Consider the following 15,463-nt stretch of genomic DNA (forward strand, 5'->3'; position numbering starts at 1 on the left):
TGCGCGATGTGTTATAATGAACACTGCACAGAGTCAAGGACGGGAGGAAGCACCATGAATCAATTGCCACGCGGTGCCGGCGGCGAGGCTGAAACGCCTGCTCCCGTTACGGGCGAGCGCAAAATCGAGCATGTCCGCTTATGTCTGAACGAAGACGTGGCAGGCCGGGGTGTGACCGCAGGCTTCGAGCGCTGGCGGTTTCGCCATAACGCGCTGCCTGAGGTGGACTTCAGCGGCATCACGCTGGGGACCACTTTTCTTGGGCGCAGCCTGCGCACGCCGCTGCTCATCAGCTCGATGACCGGCGGCAGCGCCGCGACCGGCGGGATTAACGCCCGGCTGGCGGCGGTTGCCCAGCGGCGCGGCTGGGCGCTTGGCGTCGGCTCGGTCCGGGCCGCCGTAGAGCGCCCGGAGCTGGCGGCGACCTTCCGCGTCCGGGACTACGCGCCGGACATTCTGGTCATCGCCAATCTGGGCGCGGTGCAGCTCTCGCTCGGATACGGCGTGGATGAGTGCCGGCGTGCGGTTGATATTGCCGGCGCCGATTGGCTCGTGCTGCACCTGAACGGCCTTCAGGAGGTGTTCCAGCCGGAAGGCGATACGGCATTCGGCGGTCTGCTGAACCGGATCGGGCAGGTATGCCGCAGTCTGGACGTGCCGGTCGGCATCAAGGAGGTCGGCTGGGGCATCGACGGCGAGACGGCGCGGAGGCTCTATGCCGCCGGCGCTGCCTTCATTGACGTGGCCGGTGCGGGGGGAACCTCGTGGAGCCAGGTCGAGAAGTACCGCAGCGCCGATCCGGTGAAGCGGGCCGCCGCCGAGGCATTCGCGGACTGGGGCATTCCGACGGCGGAATGCATTGCGGATGTCCGCGCCGCCTCGCCATCCGGCGCGCTGATCGGCAGCGGCGGGCTGCACAGCGGCGTCGACGCTGCGAAGGCGCTGGCGCTTGGCGCAGACTTGGGCGGCTTCGGGCGCAATTTGCTGGGCCCGGCCGTAGAATCGGAGGAGGCGCTGGAAGCGAAGCTTGCGCAGACCGAGCTGGAGCTTCGGACGGCGATGTTCGGCATCGGCGCCTCCTCCGTAGCAGAGCTGCGGGGAACGTCCCGGCTGGTCCGTATTTAGACTGCCGGTTGGCTGCCGGGCCGTACGGAAACTTGCGAAGGTTCCGGCCGCTCTTTGTCCGCTGTGGGTATGATCACGAAATAAGGAAGGACTACAATGATAAAACTGGTTCAAATGGATGAAGCGACATTCCAATTTTTCCTCAGACAGTCCACGAACGACTTTGCCGAAGAGAAGATCAAATCCGGTGCCTGGGAAGCGGACAACGCGCTGAAGCAGTCCAAGGAAGCGATGACCGGGTTTCTGCCGTCAGGACTTCAGACGGATGGCGCGTATCTGTACTCCGTTGTGGAAGAGGAGAGTGAGACTGCGGTGGGCTACATCTGGTTCAATGTGACGGAGGGCCGCCGCGGACGCGAAGCCTTTATATACGATATTTATATTTTCGAGCCCTATCAGGGCAGAGGCTACGGCAAACAGGCCATGCAGGCGCTTGACGAGACGGCGCGCTCCATGAATGTGAGCAAGATCGGGCTGCATGTGTTTGGACAGAATCAGCGCGCTTTTCAGCTGTATACTAAAATGGGCTACGGCGTCACGGACATCACGATGTCCAAAGAGCTGTAAGGCATATGATGCGATAACGGATGCGTGTGATGAAGGGCGCAGCCGTTATTTTTTTGCGAAAAAAGGGTTACGCGCGGGCAGGAAGAGAGAGTTTCCGCCCAAGTGACGGGGCGCGGATGTGTGGGACCTTTCGGAGTGCGGGCGAACTGTGGATGCTGCGCCGCCGTGATTCTGCACTGCCGCAATCCTGCGTTTTCTGCGATGTTGTGATTCCGCACTACCGTGAATCGGCGCTTTCTGTACAGCTGTGATTCTGCGCAGCCGTGATTCTGCACTCCCGCAATCCTGCAATGTCGTGCTCCTGCGGCCTGTGATGTTTCGATGCGGCGCCCTCTTTCTGTTTAGGCACGGATATTCGGTTGGATTCAAGGCGTCGGTATTTCCGGACTTCTTGCATACTGGGATTTCGCGAAAAAACGGCATACAAAGCATTGAGTCCATAGAGTGTGGACAAATGGCCGTCAATGTCTTTTAGAAGGCGGACATCGGAGGGATATTGAAGTCATCAAGGTGTTTTCTGTATGTAGATTAGTTGGGTGGTAACTCCTCTATATATTGTGATTTTGGAAGAGTTTTGGCAAATCGGAGGCTATGTCTCGTCAGCAGGGAAGTGTCCACTATTTAAAAGACATTTTCCATACATTTGTCCTTATGGAGTGGATATCTATTCCGCTGATGTACCAGGTGAAGCTCTGGCGGGCGATTGATTCGTGATATGGATTTGATGTTGGCCTGAAAGATATGACGACAAGCTGCCAGGATGCAGTGGATGAAGTGTCAGGATGCAGCGGATGAATTGCCGGGATGCAGTGGATGAAATGCTAGAATGCAGTGGATGAAGTGTCGGGATGCAGCGGATGAATTGCCGGGATGCAGCGGATGAAGTGTCAGGATGCAGTGGATGAAATGCCTGATGCAGTGGATGAAGTGTCAGGCTGCAGCGGATGAAATGCTAGGATATAGTGAATGAATGCCAGCATACAGCGAATGAAACGTTAGGATGCAGTGGTTTGCCGGGATGCAGTGAATGAAATGCAGTGAATGCGAGAGTGCGTTCGGTGCGGAATCCGATTCATTAGGCGAAGGCGCTGCGGTTTGATTGTGCGGCGGGAGGGGCAAAGCGCGCTGTTGCTGGAGTTTTTGTTCTAATATATAATGGGTTAGATCGCAGGGCTAAATTGGTCAATTATTGAAAAATGGGAGTTGTCATATAAATGGCTTTGAAAGCGGGTATCGTAGGTCTGCCCAACGTGGGCAAATCGACGCTGTTTAATGCAATTACGCAGGCGGGCGCGGAGTCCGCGAACTATCCTTTTTGCACGATCGATCCCAATGTTGGCGTGGTTGAGGTTCCGGATGAGCGTCTCGACAAGCTGACGGAGCTGGTTGTGCCGAACAAAACGGTGCCGACGGCGTTCGAATTCGTGGACATCGCGGGACTGGTGCGCGGCGCGAGCAAGGGCGAAGGCCTCGGCAACAAGTTTCTGGCGCATATCCGCGAGGTGGACGCGATTGTCCATGTCGTGCGCTGTTTTGAAGACGAGAATGTTACGCATGTGGACGGCAAGGTCAATCCGATCAGCGACATTCAGACGATCAACCTGGAGCTGATTCTGGCAGACGTGGAGAGCGTGGAGAAGCGGATCGACCGTTCCCGCAAAAACATGAAGGGCGGCAACAAGCAGTACGCCCAGGAGGTCGAAGTGCTGGAACGCGTCAAGGATGCGCTCTATGAAGACATGCCGGCCCGCAGCGTGGAGCTGTCGGATGAAGAGAAGCTGATCGTGCGCGATCTGCATCTGTTGACGATGAAGCCGGTGCTGTACGCCGCGAATGTAGGCGAGGATGAAGTGTCGACCGCCGAGGAGAATCCTTATGTGAAGCAGGTCCGTGAATTCGCCGCCGCTGAGAACGCGGAAGTAGTTCCGATCAGCGCCAAGGTGGAAGCGGAAATCGCCGAGCTGGAAGGTGAAGACAAGGCGATGTTCCTGGAAGAGCTGGGCCTGCAGGAATCCGGCCTGAACCGTCTGATCAAGGCGGCTTACAAGCTGCTGGGCTTGTACACGTACTTCACGGCGGGCGTGCAGGAAGTTCGCGCCTGGACGATCCGCAAAGGAACGAAGGCTCCCGGAGCGGCGGGCGTCATCCACACTGATTTCGAACGCGGCTTCATCCGCGCCGAGGTCGTCGCTTACAATGATCTGATCACGGCCGGCTCGATGAACGGCGCCAAGGAACGCGGCCAGCTGCGGCTGGAAGGCAAAGACTACGTCGTGCAGGACGGCGACATTATGCATTTCCGTTTTAATGTGTAATTTTGATCCCAAAGCTTCGATTAGCGGGAACTGGCTGGCAAGGAACGGTTTAGCTGTTTAGCATTTCGTCTGAAATAACATACAGCCATGAGTTAAAATACTTCTGGTCACCGGCTTCACCCAAACACCGGGCCACTTCGCAGAGCAAGAGAAGCTGCGGGGTGGCCTTCTTGTGTTGTACACAGCGTTCCAGCCTGTCATCGGTTATGCGGTGATGCCATGCTGTGATATTGCGACTGAGTGAGGAGATTGTTACATGTCTGCGGTACTACAGTATATCTACGGCAGTTCGGTGATGCCAAGCGGGGATCTGGCGATTGCAGGGTGGTCTTCTTGCATGTCCGTGGCGTTCTTGCCTATCTTCAGCAGTGTGTTGATGCCAAGCACCAAGCAGAGATATGGCGATATGAGATATGGCGATGACAAAAAAGGTGTGAATCGGCGAAAAAGGGGTTGCTTTTGACCCTGATATTAAGGCTGGCTGTGGAGGTTCATCTCAATTCCGTATGTCCGTATGTCCGTATGTCAGGGCTGTGATTTCCGGCAACCAGGTGCAGTTTATACGTGTACACTTACGGGTTCGGCTCTGTCCCACATATCAGAACCATGCCTCTTCTCGCCCTCCATTGCAGGTGAAGTGCTATGTAGCCAAATCGGTGAATTCGTGATATAATATAAAGTCGTGAATCTGTATTATCAATTAAAAATGATCTAAAGAGGTGAGCTCCCTTGTTGGACAGATTGCAATCTCTGGCGGACCGCTATGAGAAACTCAGTGAACTGCTTTGCGATCCGGATGTTGCAAGCGACAGTAAGAAACTGAGGGACTATTCCAAAGAACAATCCGATTTGCAGCCCGCTTTTGAGGCTTATACCGAATATAAGAATGTCATGGAAGAACTGGATGCCGCCAAGCTGATGCAGGGCGAGAAGCTGGACGATGAAATGCGCGAGATGGTCAAGATGGAAATCGACGACCTGTCCCGCCGTCAGACCGAGCTGGAGGAGAAGATCCGCATCCTGCTGCTGCCCAAAGATCCGAACGACGACAAGAACGTGATCGTGGAAATCCGCGGCGCCGCCGGCGGCGACGAAGCGGCTCTGTTCGCGTCTGATCTGTACCGGATGTATACCCGCTTCGCGGATACGCAGGGCTGGCGCATTGAACTGATGGACGCGAATACGAACGACCTGGGCGGCTTCAAGGAAGTCATTTTCATGATCAATGGCCGGGGCGCTTACAGCAAAATGAAATACGAAAGCGGCGCACACCGCGTACAGCGCATTCCGACGACGGAATCCGGTGGCCGCATCCATACCTCGACTTCGACGGTGGCGGTTATGCCGGAAGCCGAGGAAGTCGACATCGAAATCCTCGACAAGGATATCCGTGTCGATACGTTCTGCTCCAGCGGTGCGGGCGGACAGTCCGTCAATACGACGAAGTCCGCCGTGCGCGTGACGCATATTCCGACCGGCATTATGGCGACCTGCCAGGACGGCAAGTCGCAGAACTCGAACAAAGAGAAGGCGCTGCAGGTGCTGCGCGCCCGTATCTCCGACATGATGCGCCAGGAGGAAGAAGCGAAGTACGCCGGAGAGCGCAAGAGCAAGGTCGGCACCGGCGACCGCAGTGAACGAATCCGGACGTACAATTTCCCGCAGAGCCGGGTAACGGACCATCGGATCGGTCTGACGCTGCACCGCCTTGACTCCGTCATGAACGGTGAAATCGAAGAGATCATTTCGGCACTCTCCATTGCGGAACAAGCGGAGCTGCTGGAAAAAGGAGAATAATGCTTTGGAAATGAGCGCATATATCATGCCGCCGGTGCAAAGCATCCGGGAAGCCTTTGCGAAGGCTTCTTCTTTTTTGGGCGAGGCCGGGGTCAGCGAGCCGCAGCGCAGCGCCCAGCTTCTGCTGGAGCATGTGCTGGGCTTGTCCGGCGCGGCTTATTATGTGGCGATGGCTGATCCATTCCCGCAGGATAAGCGGGAAGAGTGGCAGCGCGCCGTCGGCCGCCGGGCTTCGGGCGAGCCGGTGCAGTATATCACCGGGGAGCAGGAGTTCTACGGCCGGGTCTTCGAGGTGACGCCGGATGTGCTGATCCCCCGGCCGGAGACGGAGCTGCTGGTGGAGGCGGTGCTGAAGTATGCCGCCGAGCTGTGGCCGGACGGGAAGCCGGGCATCGACGCCGGAGGTCCCGGGGACAGCCAGAGCGAAGGCGAAGAGATTTACTCCGGGGCGGCAGGCGGCGGACCAGACGGCGTGCCCGGAAGTGAAGGCGGAGCGGAACCGGATACCGAAGGCGACTCGGTGCAAGCTAGTTCCGGGTCGGGCAAGGCCGTCTCCGGGTCGGGCAAGGCCGTCGCAAGCGATGCCGCGCCGTCCGGGGCAGTTCCGCCCGGACAGAACGGAGTCGGCTCCGGCGGCAAGCCGGTCACCCGGTCTGTGGAGGCCGGGGTCTCCCGCCGCCTGACCGCGGTAGACATCGGCGCGGGCAGCGGCGCCATTTCTGTCACGCTGGCGGCAGAAGCGCCAGCGTGGCGGGTGCTGGCCGGCGATATCTCGCCGGCGGCGCTGGCGGTGGCCGGCCGCAACGCGGAGCGTCTCGGCGCGGCCATGGAGCTGCGGCTCGGCGATCTGCTCGAGCCGTTCAAGGGGCTTGCGTTGGACATTCTCGTGTCCAACCCGCCCTATATTCCCGGCGGTGATATCGCCGGGCTCCAGCGGGAGGTGCGCGAGCATGAGCCGCGCACCGCGCTGGACGGCGGCGAGGACGGGCTCGATCCGTACCGCCGCATGATGGAGCAGCTCGCGCTGCTCCCGGCGCCGCCCCGGCTCGTCGGCTTCGAGCTTGGGCTCGGACAGGCGGAGTCGGTGGCCGGGCTGCTGGAAGCGGCGGGCCACTGGGATGAGATCGTCACCATCCCCGATCTGGCGGGCATACCGCGACATGTGCTGGGCATCGCGCGGCAGGCGTAAGCCGCCTGATTCTGGATTGGTATTTTTCCGCCCTTTCTCTTACAATAAAGACAGCGGCTAGGATGATAGCAGCCGCCGGTTAGTGAGTACAATAAGTAGGGAGGCAGGGCATTGCTCCAGAAGTTAAAAAAGGTTGACGGCGTCATTGTGATCGTTCTTCTGATGCTGATGGCGGTCTGCATGCTCGCCATATATAGTGTGACGCATGGCAGGGCTACGACGGACGGGTTTCATCTGAAGATGCTCCGGTATTATATTTTGGGCTTCATCGCTTTCTTTGGACTCTTGCTGGTGGACTATCGTCTGCTGATTAAATATGCCACTTATATATATATTGCTGGCATCGGGGTGCTGGTGCTGGTCAGCTTCGTCGGCGCAACGCAGAACGGAGCGAAGGGCTGGATCAAATTCGGAGGCTTCAGTCTGCAGCCTGCGGAAATGTTCAAGCTGGCGTTGATTTTGTTCCTGGCTTCGGTGCTCGTTCGAAAGAACAAGCAGAAGCTGAAGTTCTGGCGGGACGTCATTCCCCTCGGACTGTTGACGCTGCTGCCGTTCGCCATCGTCATTTCGCAAAATGACCTTGGCAACGCGCTCAGCTATGTCATCATATTGGCGGGGCTGCTGTGGATCGGCAATATCAAATTCAGTCACGCCCTAATCGCGATTGTTCTCGTGGGAGGGGTCACGTTCGCCGGTATTTACAGCTATATCAATTATCATGACAAGGCGGTTGAGCTTCTGCAGAAGCTGCCGGGACGCGACCACTTGATCAGCCGGTTCGACCCTTGGCTGGTTCCGGATCTGGCCTCATCCGATGCGAGCTATCAGACGCGGAACGCCAAACTCGGGATTGCCTCGGGCGGGATGAGCGGCGAAGGCTATCTGAAGGGCAGCACGGTTCAGAACAATCTTGTTCCATACACGTATGCGGACTCGATCTTTGTTCAGATTGCCGAGGAATTCGGATTCGTAGGCTCCGCCATCCTGCTGCTGCTGTATTTTATTCTGATTCACCGGATGATTCTGATTGCCATTGAATGCAAGGACAGGGGCGGGCCGTTCATTATTGTCGGCATTGTGGCGATGCTGCTGTATCAGATTTTCGAAAATATCGGCGCCTTTATCGGGCTGATGCCGCTGACCGGGATTACCCTCCCTTTTATCAGCTATGGCGGAACGTCGCTGCTGATCAACATGGCCAGCATCGGCATCGCGATGAGCGTCAAGCTGCACGGCCAGGAGGTCGAGGAGGATCTCCCTTCGGCCACCTATACCGGCAAGCCGGCGAGTCAGCGCTAAGATGGCCTTAGGCCTTCGGCGTCGGGTGATATTTTGGGTATATTTGGAGAAGCTGCGGACTTCCTTGTGAGGGCTGTGGCTTCTTTTTTTATGATGATTCGATAGATTCATAGGTTTGGAGAATCCCTTTCCCGGACATACTGGGAATCAGAAGGACGCGGAGGGGGAGAAGGAAATGAAACAAGACGAACGGCAGGCCGCAGACGCTCTGCGGAGACTGGTTAAGCATACCGCTATTATGATTAGTATTCTGATGATGATTATGATGTCCTGGGAAAGTCAAAAGACCGACGCCGCCGTAGGAGGCGGTCCGATTCCGGAGCAGTCGATCCGCCTGCGCATTCTGGCCAACTCGGACAGCGCCGGGGATCAGCTGGTGAAACGCCAGATCCGGGACCGGGTGGTGGAACAGATGAACGGCTGGGTGGCGAAGCTGGAAAATCCTCAAAGCCTGGACCAGGCAAGAGCGGTCATCCGGGAGCATCTGCCTGAGCTTGAGAAGCTGGTGGGACAAGAACTCGACAAACGGGGACTTAGTTATGGGTATAAGGTGGAGCTGGGCGTTGTTCCTTTTCCGACCAAGCTCTATGGAGGTACTGTCTATCCGGCGGGCAATTATGAGGCGCTGCGGATTACGCTGGGTGCCGGGGATGGACAGAATTGGTGGTGCGTGCTGTTCCCGCCTCTTTGCTTCATCGATGCCGGAACGGGAGATGCGGCGGCCAAGCCCGCCGACGAAGCGAAGGTAGCTCAGACCTCAGCGAAATCGGAGAAGAGTAAAAATGGCGGTGTAAGCAAGGATTCAGCCTCGGCAGCAGGTCAGCAAAAAGGCGGCAGCGCCGTGAACGGAGATGCCGCGGGAGATACGGGGCAGAGCGGAAGCGGCGCTGTCGCCCAGCCGAAGGTACGCTTCTTCATCTGGGATTTTCTGAAGAGCATCATAAGCTGGTTCCGGTCGCTGATCGCTTAGAATCTATGGTTTTGCGCAAGGTTGTGGTACTATTTTCATATCGGACAGGGCGGCCCCACCTCGTGGGGCCGCCTGCTGTTGACTTGAGATTTGAACTGATTTGAAATGAAGTTACCGGAGGCATGACAAGATGGAGACAAAGGTGTGGAAGCTGAACACCGCCGACGATGGAGCGGAGCCTTGGCGCGGGAACGCTGATGATCTCGCGGCGCTGGAGGAAGCAGTGGTTATGTTGAGAGAAGGGCGGACCGTCGCCTTCCCGACAGAGACGGTGTACGGGCTGGGCGCCGACGCCCGCCTTACGGAGGCAGTCGAGGCGATATTCGAGGCAAAGGGCAGGCCCTCCGATAATCCACTGATCGTTCATATCGCGGACCGGACCTTGCTGGAGGAGCTGGTAACGGAAGTGCCGGAAGAAGCGTGGTCGCTGATGGACGCTTATTGGCCGGGTCCGTTGACCATAGTGCTGCCCGTCCGTCCGGGCGCCGTGTCGCCCCGTGTGACGGCGGGCCTCGATACGATCGGCGTCCGGATGCCTGACCATCCCGTGGCTCTGGCGCTGCTGAAGGCTGCCGGCTGTCCCGTCGCCGCGCCCAGCGCCAACCGCTCCGGCCGGCCGAGCCCAACGCTGGCCACCCATGTTCTGGACGATCTCGCGGGACGGATCGGCGGTGTGCTCGACGGCGGCGCTTCCGGCGTCGGTCTGGAATCGACCGTCGTGCAGGTGCAGCCGGACGGTTCGATTGCCGTGCTGCGGCCGGGCGGCGTCACGGCGCAGCAGCTGTCGGCCGCAGCCGGGGGAGCGCCGGTTACCGGCGCCGACGCAGCGGCCGACTTCACGCCTCCGGATCAGGCGGAGGCGGGCGGCAGCACGAGCCCGGCGCCGCGCGCGCCGGGCATGAAATACGCGCACTACGCGCCGCGGGGCGCGCTGAGTGTCGTGACGGGCTCTTCGCCGGAACTCGCGGCGAAGAGGGCGGCCGCGCTGCTCGCAGAAGCCCGGGCGCGCGGTGAAGTCACGGGACTGATGCTCTTCGAGGAGCATCGGTCCCTGTACCCGGACGGCGCGGCTTCCTGCGTCGTCTCGCTGGGCGCCCTGGCCTCGCCGGAGCAGGCTGCGCATTCCCTGTATGCCGCCCTCCGGGAGTTCGATGAGGTCGGGGCCGGTTATATTCTGGCCGAGGCTTGTCCCGAGACCGGCCTCGGCTCCGCCATTATGAACCGGCTGATGAAGGCAGCAGCCGGGCGGGTTATTGACGCGGGGTGATCGAGTCAGCGCTACCGGACGATTCGTTAACGCGGTGATTATGAAGCCTGCCGCCGGACAGGCTTTTGACCGGGCTGAAGTTCCTCAGCGGGCTGATTGACAGAACCGGTGGGGCATCGCTTCATGGAGGCGGGCCATCGAGCTGATCGAGCTGATCGAGCTGAAGGTAAAGCTGCATTCTTCGGTCTCGTGCCGCCCTCCGCGGGGACTGCGCTCCGTTTTGCCCGATCCATGGAATGATTGTCCCCCTCTCCNTCGTGTCTTGTACAGATAACGGGAAGCATGGGAGGGTTCATCATGGGCGTGGCGGAGGTACAGACCGGTGCAGGGCAGATTCTTACGATTGCCATCATGGCCTTTGCGCTTGGGCTGGATGCTTTTTCGCTGGGTGTCGGAATCGGAATGAAGGGCATCCGCCTGTTGCATGTGCTGCAGATGAGCCTTTTGGTCGCTTTTTTCCATGTCCTGATGCCTCTGCTTGGTCTGGTTACGGGGAATTATGTGGGTCATCTGCTGGGAAGAGTGTCCGGAGTCGCCGCAGGCGGGCTGCTTGTCGCGCTGGGTGTGCATATGGTCATCAATTCTTTTCGCACGGCTGATAATGCGGAGATGAGAGGCTTCGATCACCGCACGCTATGGGGCATGCTGTTGATTTCGCTAAGCGTCAGCATCGATTCGTTCTCGGTCGGAGTGTCGCTCGGTGTCTTCGTGAGCCATGTGCTGCTGACAGTGCTGGCCTTCGGAGCCTGCGGGGGCATGATGTCAATCTCCGGATTGCTGCTGGGCAGACGCGTCAGCCGGGGAATGGGCGAATATGGGGAGGCAGTTGGCGGAGCCATTCTGCTCGGGTTTGGCTTGCTGTTCATCTTCTGATACAATAGCGGCAAACGATAAATCCCATGGAGGTGATCTGCATGCTTCATATTTTGTTCATCTGCACAGGCAATACCTGCCGCAGTCCGATGGCCGAGGGGCTTCTGCGCAAGCTGGCGGCCGAGCGGGGAGTCAAACTGGAGGTGCGGTCCGCCGGGGTGTCCGCAATCGCCGGGACGTCGATGTCCAGACACGCGACGGCCATACTGCGGGATGAAGGCATCACGGACAACATTACCTCTTCCCAGGTGTCAGCCGATCTGCTGAACTGGGCGGATCTGGTGCTGACGCTCACCCAGAGCCACAAGCGGCATGTGCTGCACTACTACCCGTCTGTCGTAACCAAGACCTATACTCTTAAAGAGTATGTTCAGGATGAAGACGCGGTACGCCGCGATCTGGAAGAGCTGGACAGTCTCTATGCCGGTACGGAGCTCGCGGCCTCGCTGGGGCAGCAGCCCAAGGCGACCGATCTGGAGCGGATTATCGAAATCCGCCAGCGCATTCCGAGCACGGATATCATGGACCCTTTCGGCGGAGGCCGGGAAGACTATGAATATGCGGCAGCCGAAATCCGTTCTTCGCTGCACAGACTGCTGGATAAGCTGGAGGCTCTTCGCTTACAATAAAACAGGCGTAATGCTCATGCCCGAAAATAGCCGAAAGATGATGTTGCAGCAGTACGGCAGAGTTTCGCTCGCAGATAAGTTTGATCATGATCAGCTGCGTTCAACAGGGGTATCCGATTCTTCGGTAAACGTCCGGCGTCAAGATGACTCCTTCAGGCATTCATCCTTAATGTCAGGTATTTATCCCCAAACGGTTGATTTTCGCCTAATGATGATTTAAGATATAGACAAAACTAACGGTCTGGGTGTAACTGGCGACAAGTGTGGAGCAACCACGATGGAGCACCTGGATAAACGGCCGGTCGCCTGGGCGAAAGAGCAAATCCGCAGCTGCCTGCGGACTGCTCTTTTTTGTTTGAAAAAGGCGGTTCTTACATTAGAAGGAAGAGTCTTTCGGACTCCCTGCCGACGGTGGATGCTTCGTTTGGCTCGGCGATTCAGGTATTCTGGACTTTAAGGAGGTACCACGGTGAAAGACAACGGAACAGGCGCGGAGCTTTCCCTTGCCGATCAGACTTTCCTCGTGCTTAAGGAGCTGGCTGAGGCGGGGAAGGTCGGGCAGGGGAAAGTGCTTGTTGTCGGAGGCAGCACCAGCGAGGTTGCGGGTGCGCGCATCGGAACGAGCGGCGCGCTGGAGGTGGCCGAGCAGCTGCTGGCCGGTGTCCGGAAGGCAGCTGAAAAGTTCGAATTCACCCCCGTCTATCAATGCTGCGAGCATCTCAACCGGGCGCTTGTTATGGAACGCTCGCTGCTCGAACGTCTTGGCCTAAGCGAGGTATCGGCGGTGCCGATTCCCGGAGCCGGAGGCTCGCTGGGGGCCGCGGCCTACAATTCGATGGATGATCCGGTTCTGGCCGAAAGTGTACAAGCCCATGCCGGAATCGACATCGGAGAAACGTTGATTGGCATGCATCTTCGCCGTGTGGCGGTGCCGTTCCGTCCTTCGCTGCGCTATATTGGAGAGGCTCGTGTCAATGCGGCCTACACCCGGCCGCCGCTGATCGGCGGCGAGCGGGCGGTCTATGCGAAGAAGGAGACAAGCGGATCTCGGTTGTGTGATTAATTTCTACTATAATTAGGGAGGAATCAAGTAAAATGGAACAACTGCGCAAGAGCGACCCTGAAGTGCTGAAGGCAATGGGACTGGAGCTGAAACGCCAGAAGGCGAACATCGAACTGATCGCTTCGGAGAATATCGTCAGTGAAGCCGTTATGGAAGCCATGGGCTCCGTCCTCACGAATAAATATGCCGAGGGCTATCCCGGCAAGCGCTACTACGGCGGCTGTGAGGATGTCGACATCGTCGAGAACCTTGCCCGTGACCGTGCGAAGCAGCTGTTCGGAGCCGACCACGTCAACGTGCAGCCGCATTCCGGCGCACAGGCGAATATGGCCGTTTATCTGGCCGCCCTCAATCCCGGCGACACTGTGCTCGGCATGAACCTGGCCCACGGCGGCCATCTGACGCACGGCAGCCCGGTTAATGCTTCCGGCCTTCTGTACAATTTCGTCGCTTACGGCGTACAAGAAGATACCTTCCTGATTGACTATGATGAAGTGCGCAAGGCCGCCTTCAAGCATCGCCCGAGACTGATTGTTGCGGGAGCGAGCGCTTATCCGCGCACCATCGATTTCGAGGCCCTGGCTTCTATCGCAAATGACATCGGCGCGCTCTTCATGGTGGACATGGCGCATATCGCCGGCCTGGTTGCCGCAGGCGTGCATCCGAGCCCTGTGCCGCATGCGCATTTTGTAACGACGACAACCCATAAGACGCTTCGCGGACCGCGCGGCGGCATGATCATGTGCAGACAGCCATGGGCCGCAGCCATCGACAAGGCTGTATTCCCGGGCTCCCAAGGCGGACCGCTGATGCATGTCATCGCCGCAAAGGCCGTTTCCTTTGGCGAAGCGCTGCAGCCGTCCTTCAAGACATATGCGGAAAATGTAGTGAAGAATGCCAAGGTGCTGGCCGAGACGCTGTCCGGTGAAGGCATCAACATTGTCTCGGGCGGAACCGACAACCACATGATGCTCGTGGATACGCGCAATCTGAACATCACGGGCAAAGACGCCGAGAAGGTACTCGACTCCATCGGCATTACCGTCAACAAGAACGCCATTCCGTTCGATCCGACGAGCCCGTTCGTCACGAGCGGCATCCGTATCGGCACACCTGCTGTAACGTCCCGCGGCATGGACGAACAGGCGATGACTGAAATCGGCAGCATCATCGCTTTGGTTCTGAAGAATCCGAAGGATGAAGCAACGCTGAAAGACGCTGCCGTTCGGGTCGCTTCCCTGACGGAACGCTTCCCTATTTATCCGGAGCTTCAGTATTAAGAAGAATCACAGCGAGCGGCTGCTCGCTGCACGATATAAGGCCCCCGTATGTCCGGTTTCGGCATGCGGGGGCCTTTTTTAGTATGTTTATGCAGTGGTTCGGATGTAACAAAACGTTCACAAAAAACGGCGAACTGCCAGCTTGGAAAGCGTATGAAAATGTGTCGAATGTTCATGCATTTTTCAAGAAATCTCGTGAAAAGATTGTGAAAAGTATGCAATGAATGAAAACGGGGAAGACAAAACATGAATGAATTGCCGGGAATGGAAAAAGCCTCGCATAATCCTGAATAAAGTCCCGTCCGTCCGGGACTTCGGGACTGCTTCACCTTCCGTTTCTGCACGTTTGTTCTTAGTGAAAAGCGCTCCCGGTGATGATATAATAGACAGGATTTAGCCGTGAAGGAAGAGATTCGTCTGCGGTCTGGACAAGACTTACAACTCGGAGGGACAATGAATGGGAAAACTGGTAATATGCGATCATCCTTTGATCCAGCACAAATTGACTTTCATACGCGATGAGCGGACCAATACGAAGGAATTTCGAGAGCATGTGGACGAAGTAGCTACTTTGATGGCTTACGAGATTACGCGGGATATCCCATTGGAGACGATTACAGTCCGGACCCCGGTTGCCGAAACGGAGAGTAAAGTCATCTCCGGCAGAATGCTGGGGCTGATTCCGATTCTGCGGGCGGGGCTCGGCATGCTGGAAGGCGTCCTGAAGCTGCTGCCTGCGGCCAAGGTTGGCCATGTTGGCCTGTTCCGCGACCCGGACACGCTGCAGCCCGTAGAATACTACATCAAGCTGCCTACAGATGTGCAGGAACGCGAGCTGATTGTCATCGATCCGATGCTGGCCACCGGCGGCTCCGCTATCGCAGCCATCACATCCCTGAAGAACCGGGGCTGTACCCAGATTAAGATGATGAACCTGATCGCCGCTCCGGAAGGCGTTGCAGCCGTTCAGGAGGCTCATCCCGATGTCGATATTTATGTTGCGGCACTCGACTCGCACCTCAATGACCACGGATATATCGTGCCAGGTCTTGGTGACGCCGGCGACCGGCTGTACGGAACCAAATAATT

13 protein-coding genes and 1 riboswitch are annotated in these 15,463 nt (G+C 57.8%); all 13 genes read left to right on the top strand.

Annotated features, from left to right (window positions below; all coding sequences use genetic code 11):
* Positions 1 to 54: 54 nt before the first annotated feature.
* Positions 55 to 1,125, top strand: coding sequence for a type 2 isopentenyl-diphosphate Delta-isomerase (gene fni, locus KIH86_RS24925; RefSeq protein WP_223081606.1), 1,071 nt, complete (start codon positions 55 to 57; stop codon positions 1,123 to 1,125).
* A gap of 96 nt (positions 1,126 to 1,221) precedes the next feature.
* Positions 1,222 to 1,692, top strand: a complete 471-nt coding sequence (locus KIH86_RS24930; RefSeq protein WP_235775590.1) for a GNAT family N-acetyltransferase — start codon at positions 1,222 to 1,224, stop codon at positions 1,690 to 1,692.
* Positions 1,693 to 2,906: 1,214 nt separating this feature from the next.
* Positions 2,907 to 4,007: a redox-regulated ATPase YchF gene (gene ychF / locus KIH86_RS24935; protein WP_223081281.1), complete on the top strand. Its 1,101-nt coding sequence runs from the start codon at positions 2,907 to 2,909 to the stop codon at positions 4,005 to 4,007.
* A gap of 729 nt (positions 4,008 to 4,736) precedes the next feature.
* Positions 4,737 to 5,804 (top strand): peptide chain release factor 1, encoded by a 1,068-nt coding sequence (gene prfA / locus KIH86_RS24940; RefSeq protein WP_223081280.1) that lies wholly within the window; start codon positions 4,737 to 4,739, stop codon positions 5,802 to 5,804.
* 4 nt (positions 5,805 to 5,808) lie between these two features.
* Positions 5,809 to 6,993, top strand: coding sequence for a HemK family protein methyltransferase (locus tag KIH86_RS24945; RefSeq protein WP_235775594.1), 1,185 nt, complete (start codon positions 5,809 to 5,811; stop codon positions 6,991 to 6,993).
* 111 nt (positions 6,994 to 7,104) lie between these two features.
* A complete protein-coding gene (locus KIH86_RS24950; RefSeq protein ID WP_223081279.1) occupies positions 7,105 to 8,292 on the top strand; it encodes an FtsW/RodA/SpoVE family cell cycle protein in 1,188 nt (395 codons plus the stop codon).
* A gap of 208 nt (positions 8,293 to 8,500) precedes the next feature.
* The gene (spoIIR, locus tag KIH86_RS24955; RefSeq protein ID WP_223081599.1) at positions 8,501 to 9,262 is read left to right on the top strand and encodes a stage II sporulation protein R; all 762 of its coding nucleotides are present in this window, start codon (positions 8,501 to 8,503) and stop codon (positions 9,260 to 9,262) included.
* A gap of 130 nt (positions 9,263 to 9,392) precedes the next feature.
* Positions 9,393 to 10,529, top strand: a complete 1,137-nt coding sequence (locus KIH86_RS24960; protein WP_223081278.1) for an L-threonylcarbamoyladenylate synthase — start codon at positions 9,393 to 9,395, stop codon at positions 10,527 to 10,529.
* Between the two features lie 297 nt (positions 10,530 to 10,826).
* On the top strand, positions 10,827 to 11,402 hold the full coding sequence (locus KIH86_RS24965; RefSeq protein ID WP_223081277.1) for a manganese efflux pump MntP: 576 nt from the start codon (positions 10,827 to 10,829) through the stop codon (positions 11,400 to 11,402).
* A gap of 41 nt (positions 11,403 to 11,443) precedes the next feature.
* Positions 11,444 to 12,031 carry a low molecular weight protein arginine phosphatase gene (locus tag KIH86_RS24970; protein WP_223081276.1) on the top strand — a complete coding sequence of 196 codons (588 nt, stop codon included), beginning with the start codon at positions 11,444 to 11,446 and terminating at the stop codon, positions 12,029 to 12,031.
* Positions 12,032 to 12,268: 237 nt separating this feature from the next.
* Positions 12,269 to 12,350, top strand: a riboswitch (ZMP/ZTP riboswitch).
* Between the two features lie 150 nt (positions 12,351 to 12,500).
* Positions 12,501 to 13,094, top strand: coding sequence for a TIGR01440 family protein (locus KIH86_RS24975; protein ID WP_223081275.1), 594 nt, complete (start codon positions 12,501 to 12,503; stop codon positions 13,092 to 13,094).
* Positions 13,095 to 13,126: 32 nt separating this feature from the next.
* The gene (locus KIH86_RS24980) at positions 13,127 to 14,374 is read left to right on the top strand and encodes a serine hydroxymethyltransferase (protein ID WP_223081274.1); all 1,248 of its coding nucleotides are present in this window, start codon (positions 13,127 to 13,129) and stop codon (positions 14,372 to 14,374) included.
* A gap of 457 nt (positions 14,375 to 14,831) precedes the next feature.
* The gene (gene upp, locus KIH86_RS24985; RefSeq protein ID WP_223081273.1) at positions 14,832 to 15,461 is read left to right on the top strand and encodes a uracil phosphoribosyltransferase; all 630 of its coding nucleotides are present in this window, start codon (positions 14,832 to 14,834) and stop codon (positions 15,459 to 15,461) included.
* Positions 15,462 to 15,463: the final 2 nt, after the last annotated feature.

Origin of the sequence: Paenibacillus sinensis (assembly GCF_019904155.1) — a bacterium.
Taxonomy (GTDB): Bacteria; Bacillota; Bacilli; order Paenibacillales; family Paenibacillaceae; genus Paenibacillus_AQ; species Paenibacillus_AQ sinensis.